The following is a 16,886-nucleotide window of genomic DNA, read 5'->3' on the forward strand; positions in this document are numbered from 1 at the left end:
GCAGTTCTGCTCTTAAACAGTTTCGGCTATATTATGGAAGTCGCTCATTAAAGACTCGTATGCAGCTTCGTCCATGCCATAAGAAAAGCATGCAAGTGCACGAAAACAGACCTCAGGTAATCTCTTAAGTTTTCCGTTATTATACTGTTCTGCCACCTGCTGTAATTCATTGATTATGTCACGCTTACGCTTCCGTTCTTCCAGGCTGCCATTCCAGAAACAGCTCATATCATAATCAGATGTATTCCCGCATGGAGCCGTACAGGTGGAACAACCGGGAGAAAGCCGGTATTTCTCCCGGTGTATTTCCTCTATTGTCTCATCATTGTCTTCCTGTAATAACGCACTTACGATCGTCTGATCTGTTTTCTCTGTCCAGCCGGAATTACCGGCCGCACCTACAAGGCCGATCAATGCGCCAATAATCTTATCATTCCTCATGTTGCTAATTCCTCTATATCAATTCTACACATTCTATAAAACTGATATCTATATAAGAGCTTAATTGTATTCTCTATCTTCACACTTTATAAATACCGCTTCAGATATTGTCCGGTATATGAATTCTCACATTCTGCGATCTCCTCCGGTGTTCCCTGTGCGATCACTGTTCCACCACGGACACCGCCTTCCGGTCCCATATCGATGATATAATCGGCAGTCTTTATAACATCCAGATTATGCTCGATAACAACTACGGTATTTCCGCTGTCACTAAGTCTGCGAAGAATATCCACCAGACGATGAACATCGGCGAAATGAAGTCCGGTCGTCGGTTCATCCAGAATGTAGATCGTCTTTCCGGTTCCACGTCTGGCAAGCTCCGTCGCAAGCTTCACTCTCTGTGCCTCTCCGCCGGATAATGTAGTAGATGGCTGTCCCAGACGGATATAGCCCAGACCAACATCCTTTAACGTCTCGATCTTGCGCAGGATACTTGGAACATTTGCAAAGAACTCGCAGGCTTCATCCACAGTCATATCCAGAACATCATAAATGCTCTTACCTTTATATTTTACTTCCAGCGTCTCACGATTGTACCGTTTGCCGCCGCATACCTCGCAAGGAACATAGACATCCGGCAGGAAATGCATCTCGATCTTGATGATACCATCACCACGGCAGGCTTCGCATCGTCCACCCGATACATTGAATGAAAATCTTCCCTTCTTATATCCTCTTGCCTTGGCATCCTTTGTATTTGCAAACAGGTCACGGATCATGTCAAATACACCTGTATAGGTTGCCGGGTTCGATCTCGGGCTTCTTCCGATTGGTGACTGATCGATATTGATCACCTTATCGAGTGCATCGTAACCCACAATATGATCATGATGTCCCGGTTTGATACGGCTCTTGTTCAGTCTTCTCGCCAGCTTCTTATATAAGATCTCATTTACAAGTGAGCTCTTTCCCGAACCGGATACACCAGTCACGCATACCATAATACCCAGTGGTATATTCACATCAATATGCTTCAGGTTGTTCTCATAAGCATTCTGAACGGTCAGCCAGCCCGTTGGCTTTCTTCGTACCTCCGGTACCGGAATCTTTTTTCTTCCGCTTAAATAATCACCGGTGATCGAGTTCTCATTTTTCATGATCTCCTCTGCCGTACCTTCCGCAACGACATAACCACCATTTTCACCGGCTCCCGGACCGATATCTATAATATAATCCGCAGCACGCATCGTATCTTCATCATGCTCTACTACGATCAGAGTATTTCCAAGATCACGCAAATGCTCCAATGCTCCGATCAGCTTATCATTATCTCTCTGATGCAGACCGATACTTGGTTCATCCAGAATATAAGCAACGCCCACAAGCCCGGAACCGATCTGTGTCGCCAAACGGATTCGCTGTGCCTCGCCACCGGACAATGTGCCTGTAGAACGATAAAGTGCCAGATAATCAAGGCCTACATCGATCAGAAAATGCAGTCTCGCCCGGATCTCCTTTAAAACTGCCCCGCCGATCAGCATCTGCCGATCTGTCAACTTAATAGTATCCATAAAGTCTGTAAGATCCTCGATCGACATTCTGGTTAGATCATCAATATTCTTATCGGCGATCGTAACAGCCAGTGCTGTCGGTTTCAGACGTTTTCCCTTACATTCTTCACATGGCGTGATCGTCATAAAAGTCTCATACTCTGCCTTGGTCGTCTCACCTCCGGTCTCCCGGTACCTTCGCTGGACGTTCTTGATCAGACCTTCAAATGTAATATCATAGACGCCTTCTCCACGCTGTCCTTTATAGTGAACCTTTACCGGATGGCTGTTCTTGCCATATAATAACAGATCTTTGATCTCATCACTGTAATCCTGAAACGGTGTGTCCAGTGAGAAATGATATTCCTCTGCCAATGCACGAAGCACTGCATTTGTAAAACTCTTTCCATCATTACAGGACTGCCAGCCCAGCACAACAATTGCTCCTTCATTGATCGACAGCTTGGTATCCGGGATCATCAGATCCGGATCAAATTCCATCTTAAATCCCAGACCGGCACAACACGGACATGCGCCAAATGGATTGTTAAATGAAAAGCTTCTGGGCTCGATCTCATCAATACTGATTCCACAATCCGGACAGGAAAAGCTGTCAGAGAAATTCAAGATCTCATTTTCTCCATCTGCATTTATAACCTCAATCTTCATCAGACCTTCTGCCATCCGCAGAGTTGTCTCTACAGAATCTGTCAGTCTTCGTTCCATATCAGGACGAACGACCAGACGATCCACAACGATATCAATATTATGCTTCTTATTCTTATCCAGCTTGATCTCCTCGGATAACTCATACATGCTGCCATCAATGATCGCACGGACAAAACCGCTCTTTGCCGCCTTCTCCAACAGCTTCACATGTTCCCCTTTTCTGCCTCTTATAACCGGTGCGAGTACCATGAATTTTGTCCGTTCCGGCAATTGCATGATATCGTCTACCATCTGATCCACGCTCTGTTTGCTGATCACTTTTCCACATTTCGGACAGTGTGGGATTCCTGCTCTTGCATATAACAGACGGAAATAATCATAGATCTCTGTTACTGTTCCGACTGTGGATCTCGGATTCTTATTCGTCGATTTCTGATCGATCGATATCGCAGGCGACAGGCCCTCGATCTTCTCGACATCCGGCTTCTCTGCCTGTCCAAGGAATTGTCTTGCATAGGAAGATAAGGACTCCATATAGCGTCGCTGACCTTCGGCATAGATCGTATCAAATGCCAGTGAGGATTTGCCCGAACCGGACAGACCTGTCACAACGACAAATTTATCTCTCGGAATCTTCACATCTATATTCTTCAGGTTATGTTCTTTTGCACCTTTAATCGTAATATACTTAATATCACCCATTTCGGTTGACCTTCTTTCTGCTCATTTTATTTGAATCTTATAAACATGTATGATCATTATATTTATTATTACTTTTATACAATATGAAAGATACATTACATATTATTCCGTAAGACGCTTCCGCTCGTATCCTCGTGCAGCGGTACATAAAGTTGCAAAAAACGCAACTTAAGTACCGGCCTCGGATAAGGCTTACTTCATAATAGTAATGATATCTTTCATATTAGTTTAACAACTAATATTCAAACAAATAATATTATGATCATACATGTTTATACACTTTCAATTAGTACGACAGCATGATCTGTATTGTATTTTCTACTTATCATAGTCCCGAAGTGCTTCTTTATACTTCTTCAGCTCATCACGGACGATCGCTGCCATTTCAAAGTTCAGGTCAGCGGCTGCCATGTTCATCTTCTTTGTCAGCTTATCGATCATTGCTTTCAGCTCTTTCTTGGTCATGGATTCAATATCTTTCTCAGCATCCACAACCGGTTTATCTTCTGTGACTTCATTTGTAATAAGATCACGGATACTCTTCTGGATCGTCTTCGGTATGATCCCATGTTCTTTATTATATGCATCCTGTATCTTCCGGCGTCGATTCGTCTCCGAGATCGCATGCTTCATGGAATCCGTCATGGTATCCGCATACATGATAACATGACCTTCTGAATTTCTCGCAGCACGTCCGATCGTCTGGATCAATGAAGTCTCCGAACGCAGGAAGCCCTCTTTATCTGCATCCAGGATAGCCACCAGTGTGATCTCCGGAATGTCAAGTCCCTCACGAAGGAGGTTGATACCAACTAATACGTCAAATACACCCATTCTGAGATCGCGCACGATCTCTACACGCTCCATTGTATCAATATCGGAATGAAGATATTTGACCTTAATACCATTCTCGCGCAGAAAATCTGTCAGATCCTCTGCCATACGTTTTGTAAGTGTTGTAACCAGAACCTTGTGTCCCTGTTCTGTCTCTTTCAATATCTCTGACATCAGATCGTCGATCTGTCCTTCTACCGGACGGACATCCACCGGCGGATCCAGCAATCCGGTCGGCCGGATGATCTGTTCAGCCCGGAGCAGCTCGTGCTCTGCTTCATATTTTGATGGTGTCGCCGATACAAATAACACCTGATCTAACTTCGATTCAAATTCTTCAAAATTCAACGGACGGTTGTCCAATGCGGATGGCAGACGGAATCCATAATCTACCAGATTCTGTTTTCTGGAACGGTCACCTGCATACATTCCTCCGACCTGTGGAATCGTCATATGCGACTCATCTATGATCAACAGGAAATCATCACCGAAGAAATCCAACAATGTACTCGGAGTCTCCCCGGATTCTCTGCCGGATAATGGCCCTGAATAGTTCTCGATACCGGAACAAAAGCCTGTCTCCCGCATCATCTCTATATCAAAATTTGTCCGTTCTTCAATTCGCTGTGCCTCGATCAGCTTATCATTTTCCTTAAAATACTGCACCCGTTCAGCCAATTCCGCTTCGATCTTTGTAAGTGCACGTTCCAGCTTCTCATGTCCGACAACATAATGAGAAGCAGGAAAGATACAGGTAAAATTCAGGCTGCGCCTGATCTCTCCGGTCAACGGATCGAATTCACAGATACGATCAATCTCATCACCAAAGAATTCAACCCGCACAGCATCTTCAAATGTCGATACCGGAAGGATCTCCAGCACATCCCCGTGTACACGAAATGTTCCACGGTGGAAATCCATATCATTTCTGACATACTGGATATCCGTCAGTTCATCAATCACCATATCCCGATCCTTGATCATTCCGACACGGAGCGACAGCATCTGCTCCCGATATTCATCCGGATCACCGATACCGTAAATACAGGATACCGAGGATACGACCACAACATCTTTTCTGTCTATCAATGCCGCAGTTGCGCTGTGACGCATCTTATCAATATCATCGTTGATCGCAGAATCCTTCGCTATATAAGTATCAGTCGATGCCACATATGCTTCCGGCTGATAATAATCATAATATGAAACAAAATATTCTACCGCATTTTCCGGAAAGAATTCCTTCATTTCCGAATACAACTGTGCCGCCAACGTTTTGTTATGCGCAAGCACCAGCGTCGGTTTATTCAGTTGTGCTATTACATTTGCCATGGTAAATGTCTTACCGGAACCGGTTACACCTAACAGGGTTTCAAACTGGTTTCCCTCTTTAAATCCATCCACCAGCTCTTTGATCGCCTGCGGCTGATCACCGGTCGGCTGATATTCTGATACTAATTTGAAATGATCCATTATATTCTCCTGATATATCTATCTAAATACAATCAATATTCTTATTATTGTTCTCTGTCTAATATATCATTCCATTTAAAAAAAGTACAGAGCAAATCGAATATTTGTTCTTTATTCTATAAGAACCTTCCGCTTCCCACTGTGTCATCCGCAAAGCGGATTTAAAAACCATGCCATCCATGGTATACTATGTCTTATCAAAAAAATGAACGAGGTGTAACATGAGCGCAATCGTAACATTAAAGAAGGGCGAGGGCAGAACCATCAAAGCCGGCGGCGCCTGGATTTATGACAATGAAATAGATACCATCATGGGGAGTTTTGAAAACGGGGATATCATCATTGTAAAAGACTTTGACGGATATCCGATGGGAAAGGGATTTATCAATACGAATTCCAAGATCACTGTCCGTATGCTGACACGTCACGTCGATACCGAGATCAATGAAGATTTCTTCCGCATGCGTCTGCAGGCAGCATGGGATTATCGTAAGAAAACCGTAGATACAAGCAGCTGCCGTATCGTATTTGGCGAGGCAGACTTCCTGCCCGGTATTGTGATTGACAAATTTGAAGATGTGCTGGTCGTTGAGTCACTTGCACTTGGAATTGACAGAGTTAAAAATTTGTTAATAAATATTTTAAAAAATGTCCTTAAATCGGATGGTATAATAATCAAAGGTGTTTATGAGCGTAGCGATGCTAAAGTTAGAATAAATGAAGGGATGCAGCCATTCAAGGGATTCATTGGGGATGAATTCGACACGAACGTGGAAATTGTTGAAAATGGCGTACACTATATTGTTGACGTAAAAGACGGTCAGAAGACCGGCTTCTTTCTTGATCAGAAATACAACCGACTTGCAATCCAGCGTCTTTGTAAGGATGCAAAAGTTCTTGACTGTTTCACACACACAGGCTCTTTTGCGCTGAACGCCGGAATTGCCGGTGCCGCAAGCGTACTGGGTGTAGATGCTTCCGCACTTGCGGTCAGACAGGCACAGGAAAATGCAAAGCTGAACCATCTGGAGGATTCGGTTACATTTATCTGTAAAGATGTCTTTGATCTGCTTCCTGAACTGGAAGAACAGGGCGAGAAATTCGACGTTGTAATTCTGGATCCACCTGCATTTACAAAATCACGCAACTCAATTAAAAACGCTGTAAAAGGTTATCGGGAAATAAATCTGAGAGCCATGAAGCTCGTTAAAGATGGCGGCTTTCTTGCCACCTGTTCATGCTCCCATTTCATGGACTATGAACTCTTTACAAAAACCATCGGACAGGCTGCTTCCAACTCTCACAAACGACTGAGACAGGTTGAATTCCGTACTCAGGCTCCTGATCATCCGATTCTGTGGGCTGCAGATGAATCATACTATCTGAAGTTCTACATATTTCAAGTAACCAGCGACAAATAGCTGGAGTTTCAGAGATTGGTCCTCTGTCATTTATCTTACTTGTAATACTTTTGGGAGGTAAACATGAAGCTAATACAGAGAAATAGGGATGCAGCATATCTACAGTATGATAAATATGTCGATTTCGACAATCCCATGGTTATGGAGAAGGCTATGGATCTTACCAAAAACTGCAGATCTGTTTACGAAAAAATAGAAACCATATATTATTTTGTCAGAGATGAAATTGATCACACCTGGGACGCCAAAGATTCCACGATCACAATCTCTGCGTCAGATGTTCTGGAAAAGAAAACCGGCATCAGCTATTCAAAGGCAAATCTGTTAGCCGCACTGATGCGTGCAAACGGTATTTACACCGGATTCTGCTACCAGAGGATCAAACGATTCACATATGATAACAAGCTGGCACTTCATGCACTGAATGCAGTATTTGAACCGGATGTCAAGAAATGGATCCGCTTGGACGCCAGAGGAAACAATTACCAGTTTCAAGCTGATTTCTCGATCAACGAACGAAATCTTGGATATGAGATCCGACCGGAGCTTGGTGAATTTGAATTCGACGATCTGATCGCGGTTCCTCTTCCATCGACAATGGCAGTTCTGGAAAAGAGCACAAATGCGATCAAAATGTACTATAACGATCTGCCGGACTACAACGATTAATATTATATTTTACAAAATCATCGGTCCTGCCGACCGACAGTTTTTCCTGATCATTCTAAAAACTGTTCTGTTGGCGCGGTCGATGATTTTTTATGTCTATCCGAAATGTTTTCCGTTGATTTTTCCGGTATCGCAGGGTTTAATTTCCTGTTGTCTTATGGTAGAATTATACACAGTTAAAAATTTTACGAAAAGGGGTTACCGATATGAGTAATGTCACAATTATGGATCATCCTTTGATCAAACACAAAATATCAATGTTAAGAAACGAGAACACCGGAACAAATGAATTCCGTACACTTGTAGAAGAAATCGCTATGCTTATGGGCTACGAAGCACTTCGTGATCTGCCTACAGAAGATGTAGAGATCAAGACTCCGATTGAAACCTGCAAATCTCCTATGATCGCAGGCAAGAAGATGGCAGTTGTACCGATCCTCCGTGCCGGTCTTGGTATGGTAAGCGGCATCCTTGCTCTGGTTCCATCTGCAAAAGTTGGACACATCGGGCTCTACAGAGATCCGGAAACACACGAACCACATGAATATTACTGTAAACTGCCGGATCCAATCGAGCAAAGAACAATCCTCGTTGTTGATCCAATGTTAGCAACTGGCGGTTCCGGTTCCGAAGCTGTTTCATTTATCAAACAGCACGGCGGCAAGAATATCAAATTCATGTGTATCATCGCTGCTCCCGAAGGTCTGGAAAGACTTCAGAAGGATCACCCGGACATCCAGATCTATGTTGGTCAGCTTGACAGATGCTTAAATGAAAATGCTTACATCTGCCCGGGTCTCGGTGATGCCGGCGACAGAATTTTCGGAACAAAATAACAGGAAGGCTTACATTATGAGATATATACACGAGCTTCGCGAAGGCGAAATGGTTTCAGAGGTTTACCTCTGCAAAAACAAGATCACAGGAAAGACAAAATCAGGTAAATCCTACTATTCTCTGCAGCTGGTAGATGCCAGCGGAACAATGGATGGTAAGATCTGGGAACTAAACAGCGGAATTGGACATTTTGAATCCATGAACTATGTTAAGGTTGACGGCCAGGTTACCTCATTTAACAACACTCTCCAGTTGACAATTAAGAAGATCCGTATCGCTGAAGAAGGGGAATACGATATCAACGACTATATGCCATGCACGAAGAAAAATGTCGATGAAATGTTTGACAAGTTGCTTGGCATTATCGCAACGATCGAAAAGCCTTACTACAAAAAGCTTCTGGAAAGCTTCTTTGTAGAGGACAAAGCTCTTGCAAAAGAATTCAAAAAGCATTCGGCTGCCAAATCCATTCATCATGGATTTGTCGGTGGTCTGTTAGAGCACACTCTGGCAGTTACCAGCATGTGTGACTACTACACTACATACTACCCGATCTTAAATCGTGACCTGCTCCTGACTGCTGCCATGCTTCATGACATCGGCAAGGTCTATGAGCTTTCAACATTCCCGGAAAACGATTACACAGATTCCGGTCAGTTACTTGGTCACATCGTAATGGGTACTATGATGATCCGCGACAAGATTCGTGATTCTGTTCCGGAATTTCCTGCAAAGGAAGCAAACGAACTGGAGCACTGTATCCTCGCCCACCACGGCGAACTGGAATACGGCTCTCCAAAGAAGCCTGCCCTGATCGAAGCACTTGCATTATCATTTGCCGATAATACAGATGCCAAGATCCAGACATTCATGGAAGCATTAGACAGCAAGGACGAGACCGGCTGGCTTGGTTACAATAAAATGATAGAAAGTAATATCCGCAGATCTACAAAATAAAGGATACGATATTTATTTTATGGAACTTAAAAAGAACAGTATATATACAATAGAAATAACGGACATGGGAAATGAGGGAGAAGGCATCGGCCATCTCTCTCTTTCTGATGTAGCAAATAACAAAACAGGCACAGACATTTCCACGAAAGCTTCATCCGAAGATGGAAATAACGTGCAGAATATCACTGTATTTGTCAAAGATACGGTAATCGGTGATGTAGCCGAGATCTCAATCATGAAGGCAAAGAAATCGATCGCCTACGGACGGCTGGTTCGCCTGATCACACCATCCCCTTACCGCGTAACTCCGGTCTGCCCGGTCGCAAAGAGCTGTGGCGGATGCAGTCTTCAGCACATTTCCTATGAGAAACAGCTGGAATACAAATGGAACAAGGTAAGAGAATGTCTGCGCCGGATCGGCAAGATTGAGAATCCCGATACTCTGATGGAACCGATCTATGGTATGAAAGAACCATACCACTATCGAAATAAAGCACAGTTTCCGGTTGGCAGAGACAAAAACGGCAATATCGTGATCGGCTTTTATGCCGGCAGAACCCATTCAATCATCGATTCCGATACCTGTGCGATCGGTGCAGAAGTAAACGATCAGATTCTGCCGATCATCCGTGCATTTCTCACGGAATATAACATTTCCACTTATAACGAAACAACCGGACAGGGTCTGGTACGTCATATTCTGACCCGTGTCGGGTTTACAACCGGCGAAGTTATGGTCTGTCTCATCGTAAATGGAAAAAAACTACCTCATGCAGATGAACTCATCTCCCGTCTGACAAAAATTTCCGGAATGACTTCAATCTGCCTGAACATCAATACAGAAAAAACAAATAAGATTCTTGGGCCAACCTGCAAAACACTGTGGGGCAGTCCATACATCACAGATTATATCGGCAATGTAAAATACCGGATCTCACCTCTGTCCTTCTATCAGGTAAACCCTGTGCAGACTAAGGTACTTTATGAAAAAGCATTGGAATATGCAGATCTGAACGGTGAAGAAACTGTCTGGGATATGTACTGCGGCATCGGAACCATTTCCCTGTTCCTTGCTCAGAAAGCAAAACAGGTATACGGTGTGGAGATCGTTCCCCAGGCAATTCTGGATGCCCGTAAAAACGCGGAACTTAACGATATCCACAACGTCGAATTCTTTACCGGAAAAGCGGAGGAAGTCGTTCCTGCCATTTACGAAAAAGGCGGCGATGGTTCCCAGGCAGATGTCGTCGTTGTCGATCCACCAAGAAAAGGCTGTGACAAGGTACTCCTTGACACCCTGATCCGGATGAATCCAAAACGGCTTGTCTATGTAAGCTGCGATCCCGCAACCCTTGCCCGTGACATCGCCATCCTCACTCCCGCCGGCTACCACCTCGAAAAAGTCGCTGTCGTCGACCAATTTGGCCACACCGGTCATGTTGAGTCCGTAGTTCTGCTGTCACGAGCATAGCGAAGTGAGAGCAGAACCTCCTTTAGCGGATATTCTCCCTTACCTCTCTCTTCTCCATTCGGACAATGCACATCTAATCTTGTATTTATGAGCCCTAAATTTCCTACCAAATTATTTGAGAAAAGAAGGCTTCCAGTACTCACACCAATTACCATTCCATCCTGCTTAATATACTCCATTAAGGTTATACTAAATCCAGTAGCATTTACTCTTTCAAGCAAATGCGATCATCTCACCATCATATTACACATTGTGTAATCTTTATTTTGTGCTATAATGATAAAAATGCAAACAGGAGGTGGCACGGAATGGAGCAACTAACCGAATGTCAGATTGAGATAAAAAAACTCCGGGAATCTACCGGAATGAACCGCAAAGAGTTTTGTGAATGTTTTAATATCCCATACAGAACCGTTACGGAATGGGAAAGAGGAACGCGCAATGCACCAGACTATGTTCTCCGCCTTTTAGCTTATTATATCCGCATGGAAAACATTGCAAAAGAAAAAGGGGATGTAAAAAATTAGAATTCATATGACAGATAAAAAGAAAAACATTCAGGAAACTGCAATCCTGATGCTCGCCACTACCGTTCTTCTGCTATTCTTTTGTGGTGTCTTTTATAAAGATGCCCAGCAGGTTATAAAGATAAAAGCCAATGGTGCCAAAATCGCAGCTACCGTAGAAGATTGCAACTCAGAATATGTCCTTAGATCTTCCCCGGATTATGATAATCCGACTACATACGGCGAGACCATATACCATATCAAAATAAACTATACATACAATGACAAAAAATATGAAAAAAAGTTCACCAGCGATTCCTCATACTACATATACAGCAAAATGAATATTATTGTAGATAAGGATAATCCAAATAACTGGTGCTTTCCAAAAGGTGACGCGGATTTTACATTTTATGTATTTTTTTGGATATTAATAGGTGAATTAATATTACATTCCATTATCCTTATTGTTGAATTTATTAAGTACAAAAAAGAATTATCAAATAGAAAAGAGGAAAAATCATGAATGTATTAATGATAAACGGAAGTCCAAGAATCAATGGAAATACCACCATTGCATTAGAAGAAATGCGAAAAGCATTTGACGAAGAAGGAAAACAGACTATGCGTGTCCTTGCACGGAATATGGCATTTCTTATGAAAAGCATTGCTCTCGGAAAAGAACAATTCGGACTTCCAAAGACTGAGGAACATGCATGGACACATTTCATTCGATAAAATAATAGCATACCAGAAGGAGAACTGATAAACTATGTTATACATTATGAGACATGGAAAAACAGACTGGAACAATGCACGGCGATTGCAGGGAAGAACCGATATTCCGCTAAATGAAGAAGGACGGCAGATGGCGGAGCATGCCAGAACAGAATATGCCGATATCCATTTTGATATCTGCTACTGCTCTCCTCTTATCCGAGCAAAGGAAACAGCCGAGATCGTATTAAAAGGGCGGAACATTCCGATCATAACGGACGACCGGTTAAAGGAAATGAGTTTTGGAATCTATGAGGGAACCGCCAACTGTATAGATACTCCCGGCTGTCCGATGAAGGATCTCTTTCTTGATCCGGCAAACTATAAAGTTCCAAAGGATGGTGGAGAAAGCTTTGAACAGTTATTTGCGAGAACAGGAGAATTTCTGAAAGAGGTTGTAAAACCACAATTAGATCAGGGAAAGGATGTCCTGATCGTCGGACATGGAGCTATGAATTCCAGTATCATCTGTCAGGTCAAAGGGATCCCGCTGTCAGAATTCTGGAGCGCAGGAATCGAGAACTGCAAACTAAAATGTATACTATAAATAATATTCAAAAATCCAAACAAACAAAAACGCACATTTCGTTCAATAACAAATGAGGAGATATTTGAAATGAAGACCTACAACTTCTACGGCTGGGAACAGGCAACCGTTTCTGCCATAACAAACAAATATAACGGAATCCATACCCCACAGGATCTGTACGACAGATTATCTGATATCTGGTGTGCTGATACCTGCGCACCAAGACTGCGTGACGGCTGGACACCGGAGAATAAAACCTTGGGGCAGTGCTCTATCACAGCATTTCTGGTTCAGGACATCTTTGGCGGCAAAGTATATGGCATCCTGCGTCCCGGCGGAAACTATCATTGCTATAACGATGTCAACGGTCATATATTTGACCTGACCAGTGAACAGTTTGGTGATGAGACTCTTTCTTATAAGAACAATCCTGAGCAGTTCCGTGAAGTACATTTTGCAAAAGAAGAAAAACATTTAAGATATGAATATCTGAAACAACAACTGGCATGCTTAAACCAGCAATCCACTTGCTGATTTTCGTAAGATCAGGTATGCTGAAAAATAAATATGACATCTGAGAAAGGAACCCGGACTATGATAGGTTTAATCGTTGCTCGTTCAAAAAATAATGTAATCGGAAAAAATGGACAGATCCCATGGCGGATCAAAGGAGAACAGAAACAGTTTAAAGAACTGACAACAGGGAATACTGTGGTTATGGGACGTAAGTCATATGAAGAGATCGGACATCCTCTCCCGAACCGAATGAATATCGTTGTATCAAATACTGCCAATTACTCCGGCGAAAACCTGCTTACCGTTCATTCTTTACAGGAAGCTCTTGATGCTGTAAAAGAGGGAAATGTCTATATCTCCGGTGGATATGGTCTGTTCAAAGAGGCACTTCCACTGGTTGATACCATGTATATCACAGAAGTTGATACTGTCGTTGAAGACGGAGATGTCTTCTTCCCAGAATTCAACGCAGATGAATTCGATATTACAACCGCTGAATCCGGCGGTGACGACATTACATTTACCCGTATGACCTACACCCGCAAGAAACTGTAAACAAGGACAACCCATATGAATACACAGACAACAAATGAAAATCCTCTCGGCTCTCAGCCCGTAAAAAAATTATTAATGCAATTTGCCATTCCAAGTATAGTAGCCATGCTGGTTAGCTCTCTTTATAACATTGTTGACCAGTTTTTCATTGGGCGAAATGTCGGCGAACTTGGTAATGCTGCGACCAATATTTCATTTCCACTTTCCATATCCTGTATCGCGATCGCTCTGCTGTTCGGCATCGGCGGCGCATCTGCTTTTAATCTGGCTATGGGAAAAGGAGAAAAGGAAAAAGCTGTTTATTATATCGGCAATTCCGCTGTTATGCTCTTTGGCTGTGGTGTGATTTTAACTACGATCACCCTGCTGTTCTTAGAGCCTCTGCTCCGCTTCTTTGGATCTCCCGACAATGTACTTTCCTATGCAAAAACTTACACAGGCATTGTTGCAATCGGATTTCCTTTTCTGATCCTCACAACCGGAAGCGGTCATCTGATCCGAGCTGATGGGAGACCGAAGATCAGCATGATCTGTAACCTCACCGGAGCCGTGATCAATACGATCTTAGATGCACTGTTTGTATCCGTTCTTCAGATGGGTATGGCAGGTGCAGCCATCGCAACCGTTATCGGTCAGGTATCTCCGCCGGTCTTGTCATCTGGTTTTTATCCCACTGCAAGACTGTAACGATAAGAAAAAAACATCTCCGCATCAGCAGATCGATCATAGCAAGAGTCTCATCCCTTGGTACTGCTCCTTGCAGCAACCAGCTTGCCATGATGATCGTACAGATCATTATGAACAAATCTCTCAAATACTATGGCTCCCTTTCTATCTATGGCGAAGCAATCCCTATCGCCTGTGCCGGAATCATCACAAAAGTAAACCAGGTATTCCTATCCCTGATCATCGGTATATCACAGGGCTTACAGCCGATCACCAGCTATAACTATGGTGCAGGGAAATACAAACGGGTGAAATCTGCCTATCTGTTTGCTTCTACCTGTGGATTTGTGATCGCGCTTATTGCATTTCTGCTGTTCCAGTTTGTGCCAAGGCAGATCATATCCATTTTCGGAAACGGCTCCGAAAGCTACTTTCAGTTTTCGATCAGCTATTTTCGTATTTTTCTGTTCTTTACGTTTATAAACTTTATGCAGCCGATCACTTCGAACTTCTTTACATCGATTGGCAAACCGAAAAAAGGAACATTCCTGTCATTGACCAGACAGATCCTGTTCCTTCTACCATTATTAATTATTCTGCCGCTTTTTATGGGCATTGATGGCATTATGTATTCTGGTCCAATCGCCGATGGACTTGCCGGAGCGGTCGCCATTTTCATGGTCTGGAATGAATTCCGCACCAAATCTTTCCGCTAAAAAGATTAAACCGTCTCCAGCCCTTTATCAGGGTTAAAGACGGTTTTTATCAACACATTTTGTTCTATAACTCACAATGGTCTTTATATATGATGATATCACCAGACACCGTTCACACAGGCAAGTTTACTTTTTACTCACACATCGGGAAACGGACAATAAAGCGGGTGCCGATCTCCGGACGGGAAACGACCTGGATCGTGCCGGAATGAGCATCGATGATCCATTTGGCGATAGACAAACCAAGGCCGGAACCGCCGGTCTCGCCATTTCTCGCTTCGTCCGACCGGTAGAATCGTTCAAAGATATGAACGACATCTGACGATTCCATTCCGATTCCCTCATCCTGTATCATATAACTAACATAACCGGATTCCAGCATAACTCCTAATATAATATCCGCATCATCCGAAGAATACTTTGCCGCATTCTGTACAAAGATCCGGATGGACTGTTTGATCATGGCTATATCACCTGTCATATATGCAGGATCTGTTCCACGGAACAGATAGCGGTGCTTCCCATCGATCATCTGGGATTCCTCCCAGACCTCACTGACCATCTGATTCAGATCCAGTTTCACTTTATTCAAGGTATTTCTTCCGCTGTCACCCCGCGCAAGGAACAGAAGCTGTTCTACCAGTTCTTTCATATGCTGGGACTCATTCTTAAGGGCTTCGATGGATTCTGTCAGAACCTTTTCATCCTCTTTTCCCCATCGATCCAGCATATTCACATATCCCTGGATCACAGCAATAGGTGTCCGAAGCTCATGTGACGCATCCGATACAAACCGTACCTGCCGCCTTTCATTTTCTTTCATATTCCGAAGCAGATTATTCAATGCGATCTCGATACTTTTCAGTTCCTTGTCACCGGTATGGATTCCCTGTTCGGCATCATCCGGAGAAATATGTGATATTGCCTGTTCCAGATGAGCCATCTGATCCCGAGCGATCGTTTCTGTCGTCTTCGAATCAGAATGCTTCTTCCGATCCTCCATACCATTTTGCTCAAATGACATCTTACTGATCTGTTCTGCTTTTACCGCCAGATCATTTAACGGCTTCAGCTTTCTTCTGACAACAGAAGTCCGGAATAACGCAAAGAACAACACAAATCCCTCTGCCGATAACAGTATGATTCCCGGCACAGCTGCCAGATCCCTTACATCCCGAAAATCATATGCATATGATTTCCGGTCACTTCCATCGATCACATATTCCAGTGTATGCTTTTCTTGATTGACATTAAAATAATAATGCTCACCTGTTACCTGATCCGGAAGCTTTGTTGTACACCAGTACATCCATGTTCCCATAATAAGAAGGGCAATGATAATATTGATTCCTATTACATTGCCCACTTCCTTCAGCCAGAAGCTGATATTTATTTTTCTCGCAATCGAGGTCACTCTCTTATTTTCATTCATCTGTGATACCTTTTCTTCTACATTCTTACATCCATACATGCACAGCTCTGGCTCGCGCCCTGCTCTCAAAAACAAATATTTCATGTATGCATTGCGAACTAATCAAGATGGCAATTCCACGCACTGTATTCAAAGCAGACATCCGACGATATCCTGCAGCCT

Annotated in this window: 17 protein-coding genes and 1 pseudogene; 13 read left to right on the forward strand and 5 right to left on the reverse strand. The window is 43.3% G+C overall.

The features are described 5' to 3' along the window. Positions 1 to 12 precede the first annotated feature (12 nt). From DXA07_RS00580 to uvrB, 3 genes are all read right to left on the reverse strand, one after another. The gene (locus tag DXA07_RS00580) at positions 13 to 441 is read right to left on the reverse strand and encodes a hypothetical protein (protein WP_118482877.1); all 429 of its coding nucleotides are present in this window, start codon (positions 439 to 441) and stop codon (positions 13 to 15) included. Positions 442 to 527: 86 nt separating this feature from the next. Beyond that, on the reverse strand, positions 528 to 3,365 hold the full coding sequence (gene uvrA, locus DXA07_RS00585; RefSeq protein ID WP_118482879.1) for an excinuclease ABC subunit UvrA: 2,838 nt from the start codon (positions 3,363 to 3,365) through the stop codon (positions 528 to 530). Between the two features lie 318 nt (positions 3,366 to 3,683). Beyond that, complete coding sequence (uvrB, locus tag DXA07_RS00590) at positions 3,684 to 5,672, reverse strand: excinuclease ABC subunit UvrB (RefSeq protein WP_117807834.1); 1,989 nt, start codon at positions 5,670 to 5,672, stop codon at positions 3,684 to 3,686. A 221-nt stretch (positions 5,673 to 5,893) separates the two neighbouring features. On the opposite strand from uvrB, the gene DXA07_RS00595 reads away from it, so the two are divergent. The 5 genes from DXA07_RS00595 to rlmD all read left to right on the forward strand — a co-directional run bounded on the left by DXA07_RS00595 (position 5,894) and on the right by rlmD (position 11,027). Next, entirely contained in the window at positions 5,894 to 7,093 is a 1,200-nt protein-coding gene (locus tag DXA07_RS00595; RefSeq protein ID WP_021944346.1) for a class I SAM-dependent rRNA methyltransferase, read from the forward strand. 63 nt (positions 7,094 to 7,156) lie between these two features. Beyond that, positions 7,157 to 7,762 (forward strand): transglutaminase family protein, encoded by a 606-nt coding sequence (locus tag DXA07_RS00600; protein ID WP_008401776.1) that lies wholly within the window; start codon positions 7,157 to 7,159, stop codon positions 7,760 to 7,762. Between the two features lie 206 nt (positions 7,763 to 7,968). Continuing rightward, on the forward strand, positions 7,969 to 8,598 hold the full coding sequence (gene upp / locus DXA07_RS00605) for a uracil phosphoribosyltransferase (protein ID WP_118482881.1): 630 nt from the start codon (positions 7,969 to 7,971) through the stop codon (positions 8,596 to 8,598). Between the two features lie 16 nt (positions 8,599 to 8,614). Next, the gene (locus DXA07_RS00610; RefSeq protein ID WP_021944344.1) at positions 8,615 to 9,556 is read left to right on the forward strand and encodes an HD domain-containing protein; all 942 of its coding nucleotides are present in this window, start codon (positions 8,615 to 8,617) and stop codon (positions 9,554 to 9,556) included. Between the two features lie 19 nt (positions 9,557 to 9,575). Further along, positions 9,576 to 11,027 (forward strand): 23S rRNA (uracil(1939)-C(5))-methyltransferase RlmD, encoded by a 1,452-nt coding sequence (gene rlmD, locus DXA07_RS00615; RefSeq protein WP_118482883.1) that lies wholly within the window; start codon positions 9,576 to 9,578, stop codon positions 11,025 to 11,027. Here rlmD and DXA07_RS12905 read toward each other — a convergent pair. Continuing rightward, positions 10,991 to 11,248, reverse strand: coding sequence for a hypothetical protein (locus DXA07_RS12905; RefSeq protein ID WP_147352424.1), 258 nt, complete (start codon positions 11,246 to 11,248; stop codon positions 10,991 to 10,993). The genes rlmD and DXA07_RS12905 overlap by 37 nt on opposite strands. A gap of 87 nt (positions 11,249 to 11,335) precedes the next feature. Between DXA07_RS12905 and DXA07_RS00620 the strand changes: the two genes are divergently transcribed. The 8 genes and pseudogenes from DXA07_RS00620 (at position 11,336) to DXA07_RS13835 (ending at position 15,292) form a co-directional block, all read left to right on the forward strand. Next, positions 11,336 to 11,554 (forward strand): helix-turn-helix domain-containing protein, encoded by a 219-nt coding sequence (locus DXA07_RS00620; RefSeq protein WP_118482885.1) that lies wholly within the window; start codon positions 11,336 to 11,338, stop codon positions 11,552 to 11,554. Between the two features lie 7 nt (positions 11,555 to 11,561). Next, on the forward strand, positions 11,562 to 12,059 hold the full coding sequence (locus DXA07_RS00625) for a hypothetical protein (protein ID WP_118482887.1): 498 nt from the start codon (positions 11,562 to 11,564) through the stop codon (positions 12,057 to 12,059). Between the two features lie 71 nt (positions 12,060 to 12,130). Continuing rightward, a pseudogene (locus tag DXA07_RS00630) lies at positions 12,131 to 12,271 on the forward strand (flavodoxin family protein); the annotation flags it as partial. 34 nt (positions 12,272 to 12,305) lie between these two features. Further along, entirely contained in the window at positions 12,306 to 12,857 is a 552-nt protein-coding gene (locus DXA07_RS00635) for a histidine phosphatase family protein (RefSeq protein ID WP_118482889.1), read from the forward strand. Positions 12,858 to 12,926: 69 nt separating this feature from the next. Beyond that, on the forward strand, positions 12,927 to 13,373 hold the full coding sequence (locus DXA07_RS00640) for a hypothetical protein (RefSeq protein WP_118482890.1): 447 nt from the start codon (positions 12,927 to 12,929) through the stop codon (positions 13,371 to 13,373). Positions 13,374 to 13,433: 60 nt separating this feature from the next. Further along, positions 13,434 to 13,910 (forward strand): dihydrofolate reductase, encoded by a 477-nt coding sequence (locus tag DXA07_RS00645; protein WP_118482892.1) that lies wholly within the window; start codon positions 13,434 to 13,436, stop codon positions 13,908 to 13,910. A 15-nt stretch (positions 13,911 to 13,925) separates the two neighbouring features. Next, positions 13,926 to 14,597, forward strand: coding sequence for an MATE family efflux transporter (locus tag DXA07_RS13830; RefSeq protein ID WP_348980710.1), 672 nt, complete (start codon positions 13,926 to 13,928; stop codon positions 14,595 to 14,597). Between the two features lie 89 nt (positions 14,598 to 14,686). Next, entirely contained in the window at positions 14,687 to 15,292 is a 606-nt protein-coding gene (locus DXA07_RS13835; RefSeq protein WP_348980711.1) for an MATE family efflux transporter, read from the forward strand. Positions 15,293 to 15,425: 133 nt separating this feature from the next. Here DXA07_RS13835 and DXA07_RS00655 read toward each other — a convergent pair whose 3' ends face one another. Then, the gene (locus DXA07_RS00655; RefSeq protein ID WP_243015390.1) at positions 15,426 to 16,793 is read right to left on the reverse strand and encodes a HAMP domain-containing sensor histidine kinase; all 1,368 of its coding nucleotides are present in this window, start codon (positions 16,791 to 16,793) and stop codon (positions 15,426 to 15,428) included. Positions 16,794 to 16,886 lie beyond the last annotated feature (93 nt).

Source organism: Clostridium sp. AM54-37XD (assembly GCF_003478225.1).
GTDB lineage: Bacteria > Bacillota > Clostridia > Lachnospirales > Lachnospiraceae > Coprococcus > Coprococcus ammoniilyticus.